18 protein-coding genes and 2 pseudogenes are annotated in these 19,082 nt (G+C 68.2%); 9 read left to right on the top strand and 11 right to left on the bottom strand.

From position 1 onward, the window contains the following. From MYF83_RS33545 to MYF83_RS33535, 3 genes and pseudogenes are all read left to right on the top strand, one after another. Nucleotides 1-146: pseudogene (locus MYF83_RS33545) on the top strand (IS3-like element ISAar4 family transposase); the annotation flags it as partial. A 51-nt stretch (nucleotides 147-197) separates the two neighbouring features. Beyond that, nucleotides 198-476: pseudogene (locus MYF83_RS33540) on the top strand (2-oxo acid dehydrogenase subunit E2); the annotation flags it as partial. A gap of 661 nt (nucleotides 477-1,137) precedes the next feature. After that, nucleotides 1,138-2,004 carry a LuxR C-terminal-related transcriptional regulator gene (locus MYF83_RS33535; protein ID WP_248964770.1) on the top strand — a complete coding sequence of 289 codons (867 nt, stop codon included), beginning with the start codon at nucleotides 1,138-1,140 and terminating at the stop codon, nucleotides 2,002-2,004. Nucleotides 2,005-2,012: 8 nt separating this feature from the next. On the opposite strand, the gene MYF83_RS33530 is transcribed toward MYF83_RS33535, so the two are convergent. Beyond that, the gene (locus tag MYF83_RS33530; RefSeq protein ID WP_248964769.1) at nucleotides 2,013-3,524 is read right to left on the bottom strand and encodes a class I adenylate-forming enzyme family protein; all 1,512 of its coding nucleotides are present in this window, start codon (nucleotides 3,522-3,524) and stop codon (nucleotides 2,013-2,015) included. Nucleotides 3,525-3,549: 25 nt separating this feature from the next. After that, on the bottom strand, nucleotides 3,550-4,173 hold the full coding sequence (locus MYF83_RS33525) for a hypothetical protein (RefSeq protein ID WP_248964768.1): 624 nt from the start codon (nucleotides 4,171-4,173) through the stop codon (nucleotides 3,550-3,552). A gap of 133 nt (nucleotides 4,174-4,306) precedes the next feature. Between MYF83_RS33525 and MYF83_RS43270 the strand changes: the two genes are divergently transcribed. After that, entirely contained in the window at nucleotides 4,307-4,432 is a 126-nt protein-coding gene (locus MYF83_RS43270) for a hypothetical protein (RefSeq protein ID WP_279340420.1), read from the top strand. A gap of 115 nt (nucleotides 4,433-4,547) precedes the next feature. On the opposite strand, the gene MYF83_RS33520 is transcribed toward MYF83_RS43270, so the two are convergent. Continuing rightward, nucleotides 4,548-5,438, bottom strand: a complete 891-nt coding sequence (locus tag MYF83_RS33520; protein ID WP_248964767.1) for a DUF6928 family protein — start codon at nucleotides 5,436-5,438, stop codon at nucleotides 4,548-4,550. A gap of 410 nt (nucleotides 5,439-5,848) precedes the next feature. On the opposite strand from MYF83_RS33520, the gene MYF83_RS33515 reads away from it, so the two are divergent. Continuing rightward, a complete protein-coding gene (locus tag MYF83_RS33515) occupies nucleotides 5,849-6,457 on the top strand; it encodes a DUF4352 domain-containing protein (protein WP_248964766.1) in 609 nt (202 codons plus the stop codon). 48 nt (nucleotides 6,458-6,505) lie between these two features. On the opposite strand, the gene MYF83_RS33510 is transcribed toward MYF83_RS33515, so the two are convergent. From MYF83_RS33510 to MYF83_RS33500, 3 genes are all read right to left on the bottom strand, one after another. Beyond that, entirely contained in the window at nucleotides 6,506-7,417 is a 912-nt protein-coding gene (locus MYF83_RS33510; protein WP_248964765.1) for a hypothetical protein, read from the bottom strand. After that, nucleotides 7,383-8,900, bottom strand: coding sequence for a DUF3293 domain-containing protein (locus MYF83_RS33505; protein ID WP_248964764.1), 1,518 nt, complete (start codon nucleotides 8,898-8,900; stop codon nucleotides 7,383-7,385). Before MYF83_RS33505 ends, MYF83_RS33510 begins: the two co-directional genes overlap by 35 nt. 690 nt (nucleotides 8,901-9,590) lie before the next feature. Next, nucleotides 9,591-9,764, bottom strand: coding sequence for a hypothetical protein (locus MYF83_RS33500; RefSeq protein ID WP_248964763.1), 174 nt, complete (start codon nucleotides 9,762-9,764; stop codon nucleotides 9,591-9,593). Nucleotides 9,765-10,068: 304 nt separating this feature from the next. On the opposite strand from MYF83_RS33500, the gene MYF83_RS33495 reads away from it, so the two are divergent. After that, a complete protein-coding gene (locus MYF83_RS33495) occupies nucleotides 10,069-10,935 on the top strand; it encodes a flagellar basal body-associated FliL family protein (RefSeq protein ID WP_248964762.1) in 867 nt (288 codons plus the stop codon). 50 nt (nucleotides 10,936-10,985) lie between these two features. Here MYF83_RS33495 and MYF83_RS33490 read toward each other — a convergent pair whose 3' ends face one another. Then, nucleotides 10,986-11,924: an aldo/keto reductase gene (locus tag MYF83_RS33490; protein ID WP_248964761.1), complete on the bottom strand. Its 939-nt coding sequence runs from the start codon at nucleotides 11,922-11,924 to the stop codon at nucleotides 10,986-10,988. A gap of 165 nt (nucleotides 11,925-12,089) precedes the next feature. Continuing rightward, the gene (locus tag MYF83_RS33485) at nucleotides 12,090-12,647 is read right to left on the bottom strand and encodes a dihydrofolate reductase family protein (protein ID WP_248964760.1); all 558 of its coding nucleotides are present in this window, start codon (nucleotides 12,645-12,647) and stop codon (nucleotides 12,090-12,092) included. Nucleotides 12,648-12,873: 226 nt separating this feature from the next. Between MYF83_RS33485 and MYF83_RS33480 the strand changes: the two genes are divergently transcribed. Both MYF83_RS33480 and MYF83_RS33475 read left to right on the top strand, forming a co-directional pair. Then, nucleotides 12,874-13,776, top strand: coding sequence for an ABC transporter ATP-binding protein (locus MYF83_RS33480; protein WP_248964759.1), 903 nt, complete (start codon nucleotides 12,874-12,876; stop codon nucleotides 13,774-13,776). Beyond that, complete coding sequence (locus tag MYF83_RS33475; protein ID WP_248964758.1) at nucleotides 13,773-14,552, top strand: ABC transporter permease; 780 nt, start codon at nucleotides 13,773-13,775, stop codon at nucleotides 14,550-14,552. The genes MYF83_RS33480 and MYF83_RS33475 overlap by 4 nt, the downstream gene beginning before the upstream one ends. Nucleotides 14,553-14,669: 117 nt before the next feature. Here the strand turns inward: MYF83_RS33475 and MYF83_RS33470 are convergent, their stop codons facing one another. Next, nucleotides 14,670-15,722: an aldo/keto reductase gene (locus tag MYF83_RS33470; RefSeq protein WP_248964757.1), complete on the bottom strand. Its 1,053-nt coding sequence runs from the start codon at nucleotides 15,720-15,722 to the stop codon at nucleotides 14,670-14,672. Between the two features lie 133 nt (nucleotides 15,723-15,855). Between MYF83_RS33470 and MYF83_RS33465 the strand changes: the two genes are divergently transcribed. Continuing rightward, nucleotides 15,856-16,728, top strand: coding sequence for a helix-turn-helix domain-containing protein (locus MYF83_RS33465; RefSeq protein WP_248964756.1), 873 nt, complete (start codon nucleotides 15,856-15,858; stop codon nucleotides 16,726-16,728). A gap of 17 nt (nucleotides 16,729-16,745) precedes the next feature. Here MYF83_RS33465 and MYF83_RS33460 read toward each other — a convergent pair whose 3' ends face one another. Beyond that, nucleotides 16,746-17,708, bottom strand: a complete 963-nt coding sequence (locus MYF83_RS33460; protein WP_248964755.1) for a response regulator transcription factor — start codon at nucleotides 17,706-17,708, stop codon at nucleotides 16,746-16,748. 241 nt (nucleotides 17,709-17,949) lie between these two features. After that, the gene (locus MYF83_RS33455; protein WP_248964754.1) at nucleotides 17,950-18,726 is read right to left on the bottom strand and encodes a GNAT family N-acetyltransferase; all 777 of its coding nucleotides are present in this window, start codon (nucleotides 18,724-18,726) and stop codon (nucleotides 17,950-17,952) included. Between the last annotated feature and the right edge of the window lie 356 nt (nucleotides 18,727-19,082).

Genomic DNA, 19,082 nt, shown 5'->3' with positions numbered 1-19,082 from the left:
AATATCCGACTCGCGAACGAGCCCGCCGCGACGTTGCTCGTTACATCGAATTCCGATACAATTCGAGGCGCCGCCACTCAGGACTCGATTACCGGACCCCGCAACAGGTCCACGACGAGTACCTGAACCAGCAGCTCGCAGCGTGAATTAGCCGTTAAGCAGCTGTCCGGAAAGCGTAGGGCGGATCAGACGTCGAGGATGGCACGTTCACGATCACCAACCCCGGACCTTTCGGCACGCTGATCAGCGCACCCATCATCAATCAGCCGCAGGTGGCCATCCTGGCTACCGACGGCGTGAAGAAGCGGCCGATCGTACTCGACGCCCCCGGAGCGCAAGAGGTGATCACGGCCCATCCGGTCGGCAACCTCGCGCTGTCGTTCGACCATCGCGCCTTCGATGGCGCCTACGCGGCCGGATTCATCAACCGTATCAAGCAAATCGTGGAAACCGCTGACTGGACGGCGCAACTATAGTGGCGCGCTTGGCGCTACGGGCGCGTTCGACGACGACCCATCCGGCAAAGGGGCCATTGATCACTCCACATTGCCGTGTCCATGACGGCTCGCATCGGCAGCGGGCAAATCGGCTCCACAGTGGCCCACCTAGCCGTGGCGGCTGGATAAGACGTGGTGCTGCGTGCCGCGACGGCCTCCATCGGCAGTCGACCGTAGCCCTGGGCCAGTGGCGGCTCACCGGCCGCCGTCAAGATCACCCGCTCCGTGTCGGCGCTACGTGGCCAGCCCCGCGGCCGCCCCGGTTGTCGAGGCTTGCCCGTGGTCGTGCCTGGGGCAGGTACCCCTCGCTCGTCCCTCGTTACGTACGTTTCGTGATGTGTCCCGGGAAGGGGCATGGACATGCACGGCACGGGTCGCGATCGTGGTCGGCGGCGGGCAGGCCCCGGACGAGACGACCGGCAGCGGCCGAGCCGCGTGTCCGACCTACGCTGGGGAAGGCGGGTCCTGGTGGCCGACCGGAGCGAGGCCCGATGGTCTCGACGGAGCCGAGGCCGCTGCCCTCCAGTGATCAGCGGTGCCTGGTGCAGTGATGTCTGATGATGGGCTTCCAGTGCGCGGGGGTCGGGGACGTCGGCGCGCTCGGCACGGTGATTCGGTTCGGCGGGCTGCTGCGGCCCGGGTGCTGGCTGCGGCGGCCGAGCCGGGCGAGGTGGCCTGGTTCGCTGCGCCGGCCGATGGTCGGCTGGTGCTCGGCCAGGTCCATGGGGCGCGCACCCGGGCCTTGCCGGGGCTGATGGTCGCGGCGGGGCGCGGGCTGACGGGCAAGGCCGCGGCGAACGCGCGGCCTGAGTTCGTTGACGACTACTTCGCGGCGGACACCATCACGCACGACTTCGATCGCGTCGTCGCCGGTGAGTCGATTGCCCGTATGCTCGCGGTCCCGGTGCGTCGCGGCCACCGGATCCTCGGCGTGGTCACCGTCGGCGCGCGCTCGCCCGGGCAGTTCAGCGACCGCCGGATTGACGCGGTCACCGCACGGGCCCGCGACCTTGAGCAGGCCCTGCGGTTGATCGACGAGCACGACCAGCGGCTAGAGCTCGCGCTTGCCCGCCAGCGCGACGACACCACTGCCTGGTTGCATGAGCAGGTGGCCTCCCGTGTCCATGAGGTCAGTACGGCCCTGGGTGAGCTGCGCAGCCTGGCCGGGGACGATCCGGCGGTGGCCGAGGTCCTGGCTCGGCTAGAGCGGAGCACGACGGGCCTGAGCCGCGTGGTGCGCGGCCCCGTCGGCATTCAGCGTGCCGTCCAGGATCCCTGCGCGGCCAGCCCGGCCTGCGGCGACCGGCAGCCGCCGTTCTCGCTGACCCTTCGTCAGCGGCAGATCCTTGAGCTGGTGACCCAGGGGCGCACGAACCAGGAGATCGGGCGTGCCCTGGGCCTTGCGAAGAACACCGTGAAGACCTACTGGCAGCAGGCCCTGGCCGAGCTCGGCGCCCGCAACCGGGTCGAGGCCATCAGCCGGGCGCGCGAGGCCGGGCTGATATGAACTGGCGGTCACATCGGCGGCGTCCCCGGTGTGCCGGGCGGCGGCGTGAGGTCGCGGCGCCTGATCTTGCCGCTCGGTGTGGTGGGCAGGGACGCCACGACATGCACCGCCTTGGGGAGCTTGTACGGGGCGAGCTGGGTGCGGGCGAACGCGAGGATCGCATCCGGATCCGGCGCATGCCCCTGCGCCGGCACGACGTAGGCGTGTGCGACCTCTCCGAGTCTGGGGTCGGGCACCCGGCCCACCCCGACCAGGGCGACATCCGGGTGCCCGGCGAGCACCCGCTCGATCTCTGCCGGGTACACGTTGTACCCGCCGCTGAGGATCATGTCCTTGAGCCGGTCGACGATGTAGAAATGCGTGCCCTGCCGGCGCGAGATGTCGCCGGTGTGCATCCAGCCGTCTCGCTCGATGGTTTCGCGGGTTGCCGTCTCGTTGCCGTAGTACCCGAGGGTGACCAGCGGCCCGCGTACCATCAGCTCGCCATCCTCGCCCTCGGGCGCGTCCACGGTGACCTCATCGAGGGACGCCACCCGGACCTCCGTCCCGGGGAAGGCCACCCCGATCGAGCCCCTGGCCGGCGGCGCGTACGCGGCATGCGTCGTCGCCAGGCCAGAAAGTTCCGTCATTCCCCACAGTTCAAGAAGCGAAGCGCCGGCAACCTTCTCCCATGCCTCGACGACAGCATCGGAGATGGTCTGGCCGCCGACCGTGCAGCGGGTCACCGTCGTGAAGTCGGCGACCGTCGTGGCGAGCGCGTCCAGCATCATCGAGTACATGGCGGGCACGCCCTCGATCATGGTGACACCGTGCTCCGCTACCAGGCCCAGCATCCGCGTGGCGTCGAAGCGCGGCTCGAGGACCACCGTCGCTCCCGTCAGCAGCGCCGAGTTGACCGCACAGTTGCCGTAGACATGCGGCAGGGGCAGCGCGGTCAGGACCACGTCCACAGCGGACCGGGCATGCATCGCGGCGGTGTAAGCCCAGTTCAGCAGGAGCGCCTCCCGGGCCTGCATAGCGCCCTTCGGACGGCCCGTCGTGCCCGACGTGTAGGAGATGCCGCACAGGTCCCGGGGCCGGGCGGAGGACGAGTCCCAGTCGGCCGGGCCGTCGCTGAGCAGATCGGCGAGCCGCACGACGCCTGCCGGGGCATCGTCAAATGACACCCGGAGCCGGACGCCGCCCGGCAGCATGGAGCCGACCCGCTCGGTGCAGATCCCCGAGGCGAGCAGCGCCGCCGAGCCACAGTCCTCGACGATGACCGTCAGTTCCGGTGCGGTGAGCATCGCGTTGACAGGGTTGACCACGCAGCCGGCCCGCAGGATGCCGTGGTAGGCCGCGACCCACTCCCAGCGGTTCTCCGAGAACAGGGTCACCCGCTCGCCGGGCCGCACGCCGTGCCGGCTCAGGCCGGCCGCGACCTGGCTGACGGCGGCGTCGAGCTCGGCGTAGGTGAGGGTCCGGTCCCGGCAGATGAGCGCGGTCCGGTCGCCGTGCCGCGCCGCGGCGGCACCGATCATGTCTGCGGGATCCAAAACGCGCACGTCAGCCGACCAGGGCAGCGGGGAGGTCCGCGGGGATCTCCGAGTCGGCTAGCGGGCGGACGGCGATGACCGCGGAATAGGTCTCCTCGCCGATAAGCAGGCCGGTCTCGTCGAACGGCCAGGAAATGAGCATCTGCATCGTGATCTCGTGGACTGCCTCGGGCTGGCTGGTCTGCAGGCCCATTCCCACCACGAACGCGCCAGGGACGAAAGACGTCATCACCCCGTCGGTGATGATGATGTCGTCGGCGACCGTGAGCCGGTCGATGTCGAACTGGAAGTACAGCTGCCCCAGAGCCTGACGCTGGAAGTAGAACGCCCGGATCGCTTCGAGCGAGGCCGGCTGCAGGTCCTCCGGGGCACCCCACGTGCGATACTGCTGGCGCAGAGGGGAGATCGTCGCGAGGAGCGCGTCCACGTCCTCGCTGACCTCGCCCACCATGTGCGCGCGCAGCACCTTCAGCTGCTCAACGTGCTTCGAGTTGCTGGTCTGCGCGATGCGGGCATCGACGTAGTCGATCATCGCGGTGCGGTTGATGGTCATCTCAATCTCCCAGATCAGGGCTTCCGGTAAACCGGATGCGAGGCTGGCCCCATTGAACGCGCGGGCTTGCTCACTGCCCATCTCCGAATGGAGAGGGGGTCGAACTCCGCGTTCGGGAAAACCGCAGCGACCAGGTCACCCCCACGCGCCGGTTCATCCCGGCGATGATGCTCACACAACTCGGCTTCTACGCCGCTTTGTCCACCCCCCGCAATTGCTGCTCGTCCTGCACCTCAACGCGATCGCCGGCACGGCCGCGCCCTCCGCGCTCGGCGTGGTCACCGGATTCGGCGCGCTGAGCGCCCCAAACGTGTTCCCTGCCGGCGGCTCGACCCAGTGACGCCAAATAGATGATCATGCGGGCTGAAGCATCAGTTCTTCCTTAGCCGGACCCAGCGCTGGTACGACCCTCTCGGCTATGCCGGAAAACGCGTCCATGAGGCCAAACGAAGGGGTCAGGGTTCGCCGCGCCAGCAGGGTGTCGCCGCGGGGAAGGGCTCGAGTCGTTGAATTAGGAGTCCCTTAACGACGCCTGAGCGCGGGCTTATGGTGCTGACGCCGACTCTGGGCACATGGCAAACACACCACGCATCAGCAAGGTGAAGAAACTGACCCTCGCGGCGGCCGGATCGGCCGCACTCCTCGCCTTGGCGGCCACGGGCACCGCCGTCGCGAGCCCGCAGGCCACACCGGCGGCGGCGGAGACCACAAGCGTCACGTCCACGATCACCGCGACCCCCACGCCCATCGAGAGCCCACGCGACGACCGCGGCGGGGTCGATGACCGCGCTACCCCCACGCCGACCGAGAGCCCACGCGACGACCGCGGCGGGCTCGACGATCGCGCTACCCCCACGCCGACCGAGAGCCCACGCGACGACCGCGGCGGGCTCGACGATCGCGGTCGCGATGACGACGGTGGGAAGGATGATCGCGGCGGGGTCGATGACCACGGCGTCCGCGATGACCACGGCGTCCGCGATGACCACGGCGGGCACGGGGGCTTCGATGACCGTGGAGGGCGTGACGACCGCGGCGGGCACGGGGGCTTCGATGACCGCGGGGGGCGTGACGACCACGGTGGGAAGGACGACCGCGGCGGGCACGACTAGCCCGATGTGACCTGGGCGAAGAGCCGCCCTCGGCCTTTCTGGCGTCCTCAGGGAAAGCACCTGCTGAGCCGGCCCTTTGCCAGTGCGGAAACCGTGCAGCTGGAGGTCGTCCGGGTCAACGTCGCCGGCTTCTCCCTCTAGGGAGAAGCCGAACAACACCTGAAGAGCCTCTTCGCCGAGGTTGAGAGGATGGAACGGCAGCGAGTGAGAGAGACGCCGCCCTTCGGACGCCACCGTGCTCAGGGGGACAACTGGCAGAGACTGATGCTCTTGTCTGGAGGCTGTGAATCTCGGTCATGCCCATTGATGCCCAGCCGATACCTACAGGCCACGTTCAGGCAGGGCCGACGCCGAGCGCCGAAGGTCTCTCCAGAAAGAGATCATCCGTTGGCTCAAGCGCTACATCGCCCGCGAGATCTATAAGGCCCTGACCAGGCAAGACAGCCCTGAGGAACGAGCAATTAGGGCCCCTTGACAGACAGGCCTCTTGACAGACATTGGGGGCATCCTGCGAACCCTGGCTCTTACGCGTGGCGATCATCCCGGAGCCGGGGCCCCGCCGGAGGCGCACCCTCATCACAGCAGGTCAAACGCGGGACAGTATCCTGCCGCAGCCCATGATTGACCCTCGTCAGGAGCCTCCTGTGAAGTCCCTCTCTATCCCGAGCCTTGTGCTCGGAGCAGTGTTGGCCATGCCGGCGTTGACCGGATGCAGCGATCCCGGCAGCGATTCCGCGCCGCCTATGGAACAGTCGGCAGCTCAGTCCGAGCAGCCGGCCCCTACCCCCATGCCTACGGCCAAGATGGGAGATCCGGTCGTTGATCAGGATCCGGACGGACCTGCTCCAGATCTCGAGGGGACCCCTTACGACTGGAGCAGCGAGTTCACGGTAACGAAGGTAGAAACAGGCGTAGAGCTGATCAAGAGCAACACTGAGGTCGTTGAGGACGCCAAACCCGCCAACGGTCAGTTCGTCGTACTGCACGTCAAGGTGAAGAACGTAGGTAAGACACCCAACACTCCCGCCACCTCCGAGCTTCAGTACCTGATTCAGGACGGTACGCGTTACGCGGGAATCGACCTCATGGGAGCTGACTGCCGCGATGAGCTGGATAAATCGCTACAGCCAGGGACCAGCGCCGAAGGGTGCTACTTCTTCGATGTGCCCGATGCGGTTGTGCCCCAGCAGGCAGAGCTCCACGCTCAGTGGCCGCATAACGGAAGTGCTGGCGTGCTCGTGCAGCTTCAGTAGGTCGCCGCTGCCACAGCGGCCCGGAGTCGCCGGTGGCTTGGAGGGAAGTCAGCCCCAGTAGTGGTGCATGCGGTAACCAGTGAGCACTGTCCAGCCTTGGGAACGGAGGTGGCGCACGATCTCTTCGCCTTCTTCTGGATGGAACCCCTCGATGGACGAGACACGGCCGCCGTTGTCGCCGTAGATGAACGTCTTGAAGTGTTCGTCCGTCCAGTATCCGAAGTTGCTGGGCCGCGGACCCCAGTCGCCTTCACTCCACATCGGGTGCCTATCCAGCTTGAAAGGCGCGTCGTCGGGAGGGCAGACAACCTGCCAACACTCGTCGTCGTCGAGTTGCCAGATGTTCTCGTCTTCATCTGGATGGGCTTCGAGGTAGGTGTCGGCGTAGTAGTCCAGGTACCGCCGGTCGTCCACCTCCGCCCCGGCCGCCCGGGCCTCGCCATAGGTAGTGGCGGCGTGCACCGCTTCGATGTACCCGATGTGCTCCTGGAACACGCGGTAATCCTCGATGCAGAAGACTCCGGCCCACTCGCCCGCGACAATGGTCCCTTCGGGATAGTTGCCGTCAGGGTCCGGTGTCGGATCCGGATCATCGTCTCCCTCCGGAGCGTCGGACTCCGTCTGCGGCACGACAGGCCAGATCAAGGGCCGGGGCCGGGAGACCTCCTCATCTCGGAAGGCCGCGACCAGGCTGAGCACGACTCCGTGCACGGTGCTCAGCGTGTACGGAGGCGGGAACGCTGATTCGAAGTCGGCGCCGGCGTCACCGTAGGTACGGAGCTCGACATGGTCGTGATCGGCGAGCCTGACCAGGTAGAAGGCGAGTCCCCAACTTTCTGCCCGCTGTGTTTCCCCGCTCGGTGACACGCTGGGGCACAGGGCTACGGCCTGGACCAGCTCGTTCGTGTCGGCCTCAAGCCACCAGTCAGTCATTCGACGCTCCCTGTGAGTCTTCGTCATCGTCCTGGCCGGCAAGAAAACCCTGCGCCATCGCCTTGACGGCGAAGGCGTCCAGATCGCCACGGCCGAGGAGGATGAATCCGCCTTCGTCGTAGGCGCACCAGGCGATGTTCAGGCCTGGGCGAACCCGTCCGATGCCTTCCCAGAAATGGCTGGCCGAGCCGGGAGACCCCCCCTCCCAGCCGTAGGAATCTTCGCTATGGATTGCGTCCACGAGCGGCTCGGGCGGTCCCGACCGTCCGTCGGGCTGCTCGAGGGGGAAGAACACCCAGGTGTTATCGCACTGGCCGGCGGTGTACGGCACGCCGTTGATGTTCAGACGGACCCCCACGGTGCCGTCGTACCACGTCCGGTTGAACTCTTCTTCTTCTTCCTCCTCCTCGTCGAGGGGTGCGTCCACCTGGCCCTTGTCGCTCAGCGACAGGAGATCGGCGACGCCATCCGGGTCATCACAGGCGATGTCGACGGCCGCGTGGGACGGCAGGGAGAACAACTCCGGACGATGCCCGGCCGCATGGGAGATCGCGTCCGCTCCCGGGCCGAGGTCACGCACCTCGACGGTCTCGCCGTGCTCAACATGGACCTCGACGACACCGCGTCGGCGAAGCACGTGGACCCGCCTCTCGCCGCCGAGAATCTGCCAGACCTTCATAGACATCACAGAGCCGTAAGGGATACCGGACACCCGGCGCTCCCAGGACCCCTGGAATAGCGGCCTGCCCTGGTAGACGGCCAGCAGTTCCTCCCCGAAATACTCGGCAACCTCAGTAATCTCAGTGGGGGGCCATGTGTCAATCTCGATCTGGACGCGGCCACCGCCGGTCAAAGTACGGCAGAAGATCAGAAGGCTGCCGTCACGCAGCCGGTCATCGATCTCGGCCAGTCGGTCCCGCACCTCGTCATCCACCGGGACCTGGGTGCGATCCAGGCTGTCCAGCACGAGACGCCGGGCGCGCGCGGCCCGCAGCTTGGGAGGCTTCGGCCAGATCACGGGCGATGGCGCCACATCCTCCACCGGTTCCGGGGCGGCCATCGGTTCCGGGGTGGCAATGGGCGTCAGGACGCGCCGCGCGGCACGGCGTGCGACCGCCGGGGCCGTACGCAGGCGCCAGCCTGTCGTCATGGTGGAGAGGCCATCGGATGTCAGCACGCGCCACTCCTGCGGACTCCAGGCGATCACCACAGGGCTCCGCCACCTCTCGACGCCCAGATCGCGAGCTTCGTTGTCGGTCAGACCCGCCACTGCCAGGCCGGAGGTCGTCGATTCTCCGTCTGGATCTTCGCACTCCACCTTCCACCAGGTATGTCCGCCGCTCCTCGTGGCGGGCGCGTAACGCGACCTCCGGCCCCAGCCATCGATGTTCGCCCGACCGGTGGGGAAGATATGGATGGTGCGACCCCCGGCATCAGGAAACTCGCCCTCCTGAGTCCCGAGCCGCGCGGGACCTACCTCCGCCACTCGTTCGCCGAGGTCGATTCGCATGACCGTCCGAGTGAGGACGTCCCAAATGTCCCGATCGAGGGAGTGCATTGGTCCTCCAAGTCGTCGAAGAAGTCGGGACGGAACCGGATGGATGCGGAAACTTAGTGACCGCCCCCCGCACCGCCGCCTCTCGAGCGGAACGTGTGTGCGGGGGGCCTGTCCCGTTGGGCTACGGCGCGAAGGACGGCGTCGTGGCGATGCCGATGCCGATGACCGTGGCGCAGAACAGCCAGAACACCACAGCCCCAGGGAGCCGGCGTTGATGTCGTGCAGCCGGCCGAGCGTGTCCTTGAAGTGAGGAGACCGCGTGTGGGTTGCGGGGTAGGCGCTGTCGTTGTACGGCTCGCGCCGGGCGAGCGCGTCGGTCCCTCATCGCTGAGTTATGGGCCTGGAGTCGTCGTCGTGCAATTGGGGGCTGGGGCCCGGATAGGGACTAAAGGTGATGCCTGTCCGCGCATGAGCAGCGGTCGCCGCTGCACAGGTCGCATCGTCCGTTGTTGCAGTAGGTGCAGGTCCCATAGCCGCTACCCATGGTCATCCGCCTTCTCTGTCGTCGGGGGGCCTAATCGTGATTGGCACTTGGGTAACATACATCCCTTGTGTGAACTAAGTCCACAGTCTCGCGACGGTCGACCACTTTCGTGATGTTCAGGCATCAACCGGGCCGTACGGTGGCAGGCACACGCTGTCTCACAAGGCTGTTGAGGCGCTGCCCGCATGCCGAACGCGGTGAAGGAAGATGGCCACCAGCGTCAGGACGGGCCAGAAGAGGTGGCCGATCAGCCCGGCGCCCGTGAAGGACCGGCGAAGTTCGATCAGGCCGCGGGACCAGCCTGCGCGCAGCGCCGTCGCGGTCGGGTTCACTGGGCCACCCCTTCCAGGTGGTTCGCTGCTGCTTCGTCCCGGTCGCGCCACCAGGGCCTCATCGATCCCTGGCCGGCACGAGCGCGGGCCGATCCTTGTCGACCGCATCGGGCCCTCATCGGGGCCCGGGTTCGGCTCGGCCGGCCACTCAATCGTTGCGGCTTCGCCATCAAGCATTAGCTTGCGACCGGCGTGACCGGTGGGAGGCTTGCGACCTCTGGGAAATATGTGAAGTTTCCCGACAAGGCGCTGTCGGAACTGCTAAGAAGTTGCGCGGCAAGGATTCACAGCAGAGAGGTTCGGCATGGACCGCGACGGCCACCCGAGATCCCACGAAGAGGATCCTCTCCAGCAGATCGATCCTTGGGGCATCGACCAGAACAACGAACCCGAGCGCCCGCGCGGCGACGTGCTGTCCGACGGTTGGACGCCCGGACACGAACCGGCTCGCGTCGATGGCGACGACTCATCGGACCTCGTCTGGGTGGACCAAGAGCGGGTCGAGGACCACGAACAATCCGAAAGCCTCGAAGGCTTCGAGTATCTCTACCGCTCCGAGGGCGACGAGGCGTCCCACGACCACGAGCGGCCGGACGGCGAGAACTGGGACCCCGACGGGGAAGAGGACCGCGGCTATCTCGGTTCGGGCTGGACCGGCGAGAACGACCTGGAGGAGGAGAAGAAGGGCGGCAAGAACAAGCAGCTCATCCTCGCCATGGTCGCGATCGTCGTGCTCGCGGTCGCGGGCGGCTGGATCGTGTCCACCTCGGTCGGCTCCAAGCCGGACGCGGCGTGCTCGACCCCCGGCCACTGCGCCTCGGTCCAGCAGGACCCCGCGCTGACCGATGGCCCAACCGTCGGCCCCAGCCTCACCGACCCGGCCACCGAGTCCACCGCCGGGACTGACGAGACGACGGCGCCCCCCAGCGAGACCCCCACGCCGACGGCCTCCCAGGTACGGCACACCCGCCAGCCCACGTCCCGGCCGACTCCCACGCGCACCCGCGCCCACCCGCCCCAGCCGTCACCAACGTCCAGCAGCCTCCCGCAGCAGCCGGAGACCCCCAACCCCCAGCCATCCCCGACGCCCCCGCCGACCACGCAGGCGCCAAAGCCGGCCCCGAGCCCGACGAAGACCCAGGACGGCGGCCTGCTCGGCTGGCTGTTCTGAGCGACGGGCCGGCTGCCTGCAGGCCAACAGCAACCGTCCGCCGGGCGGCGTTAGCGGGCGGCGTCCAGGCGGGTGCGGTGTTCGCTGTCGAGCTTGATGTCCAGGGCGCCCAAGGCCTCCTCCAACTGGGCGAGTGAGCTCACGCCGACGATGGGGATCGTCGTGACGTCTCCGCCGATCAGCCAGGCCAGTACTACCTGGTTGACGGTCGCGCCCAGTTCGCGCGCGATCTCCCGCAGGACGATGAGCCCGCGCACGGTGCCGGGGTGGTCGTAGGCCTCCGGGATCGGCCGGTCCTCGCGGGTGTACGCGCCGAACATGAGCGTGTTGTACGCCCACAGGGTGAGGCCGGGCTCCGAGCGCAGGTAGTCGAGCATGTCGTCCTGGGCCAGGACGTGGCCCGACTCGGGCAGCCGCACTCCGGGCCGGGGCCGCAGGTAGGTGTGGCGGAGCTGCACGTTGGTGTAGAGCGGCCAGCCGCCTGCCCTCGAGGCGGCACGGGCACGCTCCAGGCGCCAGGCCGGCATGTTGCTCGCGCCGATCTCGCGGACCTTGCCCGCCTGCGCCAGTTCGGCGAAGGCGCCCAGGGTCTCCTCCAGGGGGACGGAGCGATCCTCGATGTGAGCCCAGTAAACGTCGATGTGGTCGGTGCCCAGCCGCCGCAGGCTGCCCTCGGCGGCCGCGGCGATCGCCGCGGCGGACAGGCCTTCGGCGGAGTCCAGGGTCCGGTCGCCGGGAACGGTCGGCCGGGCGCCGCATTTGGTGCTCAGTACGATCCGGTCGCGGTTGCCCCGGGCGGTCAGCCAGCGGCCGATGGCCAGCTCGCTCTCGTCCCCGGTGGCGCCCTCGTTCCAGAACGGATAGTTGTTCGCGGTGTCCAGCAGGGCACCTCCGGCCTCGGCGAACCGGTCGAGGATCGCGAACGTGTCCCTGTCGTCGAGGACGGTGCCGAATGGGATGGTGCCCAGGGCGAGGGGGATGTGTGTCATGTGGATCAGCCTGGTAGCTGGAGTCCACTTCAGGTCAAGTCGCGCCGCGTACTGCCGAGGGCCCGCGTACCCGGCCCGGCAGGGCGCCCTGGACCATCTACCGCGAGCGGGGCTGAGCCCTTGGTGCGACTGCTCCGGGCGCCCTTCGTGCCAGGTCTCGGGTGGCTACTGGGCCGGGATCGGCGCCGGTGCGTACACCAGGTACAGCACGCCGTTGCCGATGGTCCGCGAACTCACCAGGGTGAGGCCGATCGATTCGGCCGCTCCGTCGAACAGCCGCTGACCATGGCCGACCACGATGGGGTGCACCAGCAGCCGCAGCTCGTCGAGCATGCCGTCGCGCAGCAGCGTGCGCACCAGGGTCGGGCTGCCGGTGATGGAGATGTCCTTGCCGGGCTGCGCCTTGAGCGCGGTGAGCTGATCGTTCACGTCCTCACTGATGATCGTGGCCGGCTCCCACTCCGCCTTGTCGAGGGTGGTGGAGACGACGACCTTCTGCACCCCGTTCATGAAGTCGGCCGGCGGCTCGTCGCTGCTCTGGTGCGGCCAGTGCTCGGCGAAGGCCTGGTACGTGCGGCGCCCCAGCAGCATCGTGTCCGTCTCCGCCATCTGGCCGCCGACCACCGCGCCCATGTCGTCGCTGAAGTACGGGAAGTGCCACTTCTCCGGCGACTCGACCACGCCGTCCAGCGAGATGAACAGCCCCGCAACTATCTTCCTCATCACTGACCCCTGCCTCTCTTGTCCTTGTGTGCCCCAACCTACTCACCGACAACTCTTCCCGTCAAGATAAGTTTTCTTGTCGGAGGCACCGCCTGCGTGATGGTTCAGCACTCGAGCCTTCCCCGCGGTGGGGCCACGTATCAACCGTTCGGTGGATTTCGGAAGGGATGTGCACCGGTGATGCTCGGGACATGACAGTCATGGAGATCGACGGCAGGCCTGGAAGATGATCCAGCTCGAGGGATTGACCAAGCGCTATGGCGACAGGACGGCCGTGGATGGGTTGACGTTCACCGTCGAGCCGGGCCGGGTCACCGGATTTCTCGGGCCCAACGGAGCGGGCAAATCGACGACCATGAGGATGATCCTCGGTCTTGACCGGCCGGATGAGGGAAGAGTGCGGGTCAACGGCCGCGACTACGTGGATGCGCCCCTGCCGATGCGCGAGGTGGGCGCCCTCCTGGACGCCCGCGCCGTGCACGGCAGGCGTACGGCGCGTAACCACCTGCTCTGGCTCGCCCACAGCAACGCGATCCCCGGCAAACGGGTGGACGAGGTACTGCACCTGGTCGGGCTGGGATCGGTGACGCGCAAGCGGTCCGGCACGTTCTCCCTGGGCATGAGCCAGCGGCTCGGCATCGCGGCGGCGCTCCTCGGCGATTCGAAGGTGCTGCTGTTCGACGAGCCGGTCAACGGCCTCGATCCCGAAGGCATCAAGTGGATCCGCGAGTTGATGCGCGGACTGGCCGACGACGGCCGCACCGTCCTGGTCTCCAGCCATCTGATGAGCGAGATGGCGCTGACCGCCGACCACCTCGTCGTCATCGGCAAGGGGAAGCTGATCGCGGACGTCGAAATGCGGGAGTTCGTCCGGCACAGCTCCGGCGTGCTGGTCCGCGCGGAGGACCAGGGACTTCTCACCCGCCGCCTGACCGAGGCGGGCGCCTGTGTGGAGCCGGGCGCCGAGGGCGCTCTCGTCGTCACAGGGCTGGAGGCCAAGGAGATCGGCAGGCTGGCAACGGAGGCCAGGGTGGTGCTGTCGGAGCTGACACCCCAGCGGCTCTCCCTGGAGGAGGCGTACATGAACCTGACCCGTGACAGCCTCGAGTTCCAGGCGGTCGTGGCATGAGGGCCACCATCGCGGACACGTTCCGGTCGGAGTGGACCAAGTTCCGCACGATCCCGTCGAACATCTCCACCATGCTGACCGCCGTGGTGCTCATGGTGGGTCTCGGCACTGTCACCGCCTACCGCGCGGGCGAGGGTTACCAGGCGGCGGCGAGCCGGGCGTTCGACGCCACGTACATCAGCATGTACGGCGGGTTCCTGTTCGCCGAGATCGCCGTGGGTGCGTTGGGCGTGCTGGTGATGACCTCGGAATACGTCACCGGGATGATCCGGACGAGCCTGACCGTGGTGCCGCGGCGAGGACGGCTGCTGGCCGCCAAGGTCGGATTGTTCGGGGGAATCGCCCTGGTCGCGGGAGAGGTCGCGAGCTTCGCCTCGTTCTTGCTCGGGCAAGCGGCGATCGGCGCCGCCGGTGCCCCCACCGCGACGCTCGGGCAGCCCGGAGTGCTGCGGGCGGTCGCCGGGATGGGGCTGATCTGGGGGCTGGTGGGCCTGGTGGGCGTGGCACTGGGCTGCCTGCTGCGGAGCACCATGATGGCTGTCACCGTGCTGGTGGCGGTCAACTTCCTCATCCCCATCATCGGACCCAGGCTCCTGCCCGAGTCGGCTGGTGAGGTGCTGATGACGTACTGGCCCATCTCGGCCGGTCTCCAGGTCGCCACCACCGTTCAGAACGCCGACCGGCTGACCCCCTGGGCGGGGTTGGGGCTGATGGCCGCCTTCACGGCCGTGCTGCTGGCCATGGCGTTCGCCCTGTTCTACTCGCGGGATGCCTGAAGGGTTCAGCCGGTCGGAGGGGGCGACGGTTCGCGGCTCCGTCAGGCTCAGCCGGACGAGCACTTCAGGCATCCGCTGAACCGACATCGCACATGTGCCGCGAACCGCCGCCGCGGGCTACCTGCCTGCGAGATCTGCCCCGGCCCGCCGGCGTAGCGTCTTGTCCGCCAGGGCCGGCGGCACGTAGTAGCTGTCCGCCCGGTTGAGGTCGGTGCCCGGCGGCACGATCTCGTCGATCCGGTCCAGCACGTCCTCGCTCAGCACCGTGTCGGCCCCGGCCAGCAGGTCGTCGAGGTGCTCCATGGTGCGCGGCCCGATGATCACCGAGGTGACGGCCGGGTGGGCCAGGACGAATCCGACGGCCAGGTGCGGCAGCGACAGACCGGCCTCCGCCGCGAGTTTCGTCAGCTCACCGACGGCCTGGAGTTTGAGCGCGTTCTCGGGCAGCGACGGGTCGAACTTGTGGCGCTCGAAGGCCGCGCGGCCGGTGCCCGTCAGGTCGATGTCGGCCGCCTGGGTGTAGCGGCCGGACAGCCAGCCCGCCGACAGCGGGCCCCAGGTCAGCACGCCCATCCCGTACTTCTGCGTGGTCGGCAGCACCGCCGCCTCCACACCGCGCGCCAGGATCGAGTACGGGGGCTGCTCGGTGCGGAAGCGGACGTGGCCGCGCCGCTCGGATGCCCACTGCGCCTCGACGATCTGCTCCGCCGGGAAGGTGGAGCTGCCCACGGCCCGGACCTTGCCCGCCCGGACCAGGTCGGTGAGGGCGGAGAGCGTCTCGTCGATGTCCGTGGCCGGGTCGGGGCGGTGGATCTGATACAGGTCGATGTAGTCGGTGCCCAGGCGCCGCAGGCTGTTCTCGACCTCGCGGACGAGCCAGCGCCGGGAGTTCCCGCCGTGGTTGGCGTCCGGGCCCATCGAACCGTGGGCCTTGGTCGCCAGGACGACGTCGTCGCGACGGCCCTTGAGCGCCTTGCCGACGATCTCCTCCGACTCTCCCCGCGAATAGATGTCGGCGGTGTCGACGAAGTTGATTCCAGCGTCGAGGGCGCGGTGGATGATGCGCACGCACTCGTCGTGGTCCTCGTTGGCGAGGGCGCCGAACATCATCGCGCCGAGCGCGTACTGGCTGACCGAGATGCCCGTGCCGCCGAGGATCCTGCGCTTCATGAGGTAATGCCTCCTGCGGATCGTTTCGTGGATACGGATCCAGCCTCAACCCGCGCCGGGCCCGGTACCAGGCCCGGCCTAACCTGGGTCTGACAGACCCCCCCAAACCGCACGCCGTCGCATAATGGCAGGTATGGGCCATGCTGAGGACGAGATCGGGCCGTTCCTGAAGGCGCGGCGGGCCGCGCTGGACGCCGCCACGCTCGGCCTGCCGGACGGGTTCGCCCGGCGGCGGGTACGCGGCCTGCGCCGCGAGGAGGTCGCCCAGCTCGCCGGGGTCAGCGTCGACTACTACACCCGCATCGAGCAGGGCCGCGCGCACGCCGTCTCCGACGCGGTGGTCGACGCGGTCGCGCGGGCGTTGCGGCTGACCCTCGACGAGCACACGTACCTGCGCAACATCACGCAGGCTCGGCGGCGGGCCAGTGCCGATGCCGGCGTCTGCGACGCGGGCAGAGGCCCCCGGCCGCGAGTGCGGCCGCAGATCCAGGAGCTGCTGGACGCGATGGACGACACCGTCCCCGCCATCGTCTACGGCCCGGGCACGGACATTCTGGCCTGGAACCGGATCGCCGGCCGGATCTCGTTCGACTTCGACGCCCTCCCCGAGGCGGACCTCAACGGCGCCCGGCTGATCTTCCTGAATCCCGACGCCAAGGCGCTGCTTCCCGAATGGGAGCAGGACGCGGAAGAGACGGTGGCGAGCCTCCGCGCGGAGATCGGGCGCCGTCACGACCAGTCCCGGGTGCAGCGTGTCGTCTGTGATCTACGGGAGGCGAGCGAGGAGTTCCGGCACTACTGGGAGGCGCAGGCGGTGTGGGAACGGAGCCGCGGCACGAAGCGCATGCTGCACCCGGAAGTGGGCGAGCTGGTGCTGACGTATGAGGCGTTCGCGTTGCCGACCGATCCGGGCCAGCGCCTGTGCACGTACACGGCACCGAAAGGGTCGGCGACGGAGAAGGGGCTGAGAGCACTGGCGGAGCGGGTCGGCGCGACCGCCTTCTGAAGGCCTCGGTCTTCCGATCAGTAGTAGCCGGTGATGACGGCGGAGTTGAAGCCGCGCGTCTGGCCGTTGGGGATGGCCAGGTCGATGTGGCCGTACAGCTCGTCGATGTAGGTGTCGAAGAACCCGTCGTCCTCGTTGAGCTGGCCGAAGGTCGCCGGCCGGGGGTGCTGTGCTCGGCGGGCGCTTGGGGTCCGAGAAGGCGATAGACCGGGCAAAAGTCGGAAGTGTGCCACTAAACAAGAAGTATCGCCTGCCCGTCGGTGCTTGATCCGGGCTGTTTCTTCGGGGATGTGTGGACAAGGGCACTCATGCGTGACCGGCCGTCGCGAGGTCCTTCTGGTTGCCGGCACCCGCGCGGGCACCCCGGAACGGGGCCGGTGCGTGTCTTGGCGGGAAGGGGGTGGCGGCGCATGTCCGGGCGGGGAGCGGACGGGGGGCGGACCGGGCTGGTGAGGAGCCGGCTGCTCGTGGAGTTCGCGGACGCTCCGCCGTCCTGCCTGACCATGGTGATCGCCCCTGCCGGGTTCGTACGCGACCGCATGCGACCGATTGCGCAGGTTGAGCCTGGTCGTGACATCGTGCAGGACGGTCTTCACCGTGCGCTGCGAGTACGACAGGGCGGCCGCTATCTCGGCGGTGTCGTACCCCTCCGCGATCAGGCGCAGCACCTCGATCTCCCGATCGGCGAGACCGGTGAAGTTCAGCCCGCGCGGGCCGAGCACATCGCGCTGGATCATGCTGACCTGGGACAGGAGCCTGCCGAGGAGGTCCGGTGGGATGCTGCCGTCACCGGCGGCAGCGGACTCGATCACCGAGATGAGGCGTTCCGGGGTGGCTTCGGCGCGCCGCACCACACCCGCGACGCCGATCTCCACCACCGCGAGCAGCCCGGTGTCGTCGACCTTTCCCGCGACGACGACCAGCCGAAGTTCGCTGCGACAGCGCAGGGCCCGCAGGACGCGCAGAGTGTCGGAACACACGCCTGTCGGTGACGACGAGCGCGACCCGTGCCTCGTCGAGCCGGGTCTGTTCGAGGACGCGGACCTCGGGACGCGGCCGGAGCCGGCTCACCACCCCGGCGCGGGAAATGGGGTCGTGCGCATGGACGACCACCGCGATGCGTTCCACCCGACCTCCGTTCGACTCGACGAAGGCAGGATGCGTCCACGACCTTAACGTGTGGTCAACAGCTCAACCGGGACGCCTCTCCAGGTGGAGCCGCTAGGGCTGGTGGACGTGCGGGGTGGTGGTGCTCAAGGGCACGAACCCGAGGCGTCGCAGGATGGGGCGGCTCTGGCTGGAGGCGTCGACCTGCAAGTAGCGGTAGCCGCGTTCGGCCGCGATGCGGGCGCGAAATGCGACCAGTGCTCGGTAGATGCCCTGTCCGCGCCAGGCTTCCACGGTGCCGCCGCCCCACAGGCCGGCGAACTGAACGCCTGGCGGCAACTCCATGCGGGCCGAGCTCACCGGCAGGTCACCTGCCATGGCGACGACCGCGGCGAGCGTCTCCGGCTCCTTGGCGAGTTGGGCGAGCAGCTGACGTCTGAGCTTGGAGCCGTCGGTGCCGAATGCCTGCTCATGGACGTCCGCCATCAGCTCCACCCCGGCCGGGTCGGTCACCGGGCGCAAGTGCACGCCCTCGGGAAGTTCGACGTTGGTGGGCAGGTCGCTGACCTGGGCGACCATCAGTGTCTCCTCCGGTTCGGGCGCGAAACCGGCCGTCCGCAGCCGGGCCGCGAGGTCGGCGGGCCGGTCGTGGGCGTACAGCTTCCACTCGAACTCGCGGCCCATCGCAGTGAAATAACGCACCTGCTCCGCGATCGCGGTATCCGCGGTCGTCTCGTCCAGGTCCGACCAGATGACACCATTCCAGCCATGGTCGGCGCCGAGCTGCCGCACCACGCCGCCCACTCGCTCGACCCGGGCTTCGGGGCCGTCAGACTGGGCGTTCTGCCGCATCTGATGGTCGAACGTCGCCAGCACCGCATCACGATCCATCCGCCCACCGAACCAGCGACGAGGTGATGGAGCAACCGGATTTCGCGACGGTCCCGCTGTGCTACGAGAAGCGCGTTCTCCTCGGGTTCGAACCCGTCGCGGGGCAGCCGCCTTGTGCCGGGGGAATGAGCATTTTGGAAGAATCATGCCCTGAAGGGCCTGCCCGCTTCAGTGGCGGTCGCCTTGCGAATAGCGCGGAATCCCTTACGGGGACGGCTCGCTCAACTAGGGTTTTGCATCGGATCGGACCTTCTACGTCCGGTCAAGGGGCTTGTCTCGGCGGTGAGTGCCGTGGCGAGCCCCGTCTCATGTACGGGGCACCGGTCACCGGTCCCCTTCACCTGCGGGAATCGGTC

This window comes from Sphaerisporangium perillae (genome assembly GCF_023276435.1).
In the GTDB taxonomy this organism is placed as follows: domain Bacteria; phylum Actinomycetota; class Actinomycetes; order Streptosporangiales; family Streptosporangiaceae; genus Sphaerisporangium; species Sphaerisporangium perillae.
This window is presented reverse-complemented; position numbering and strand designations above follow the sequence as displayed.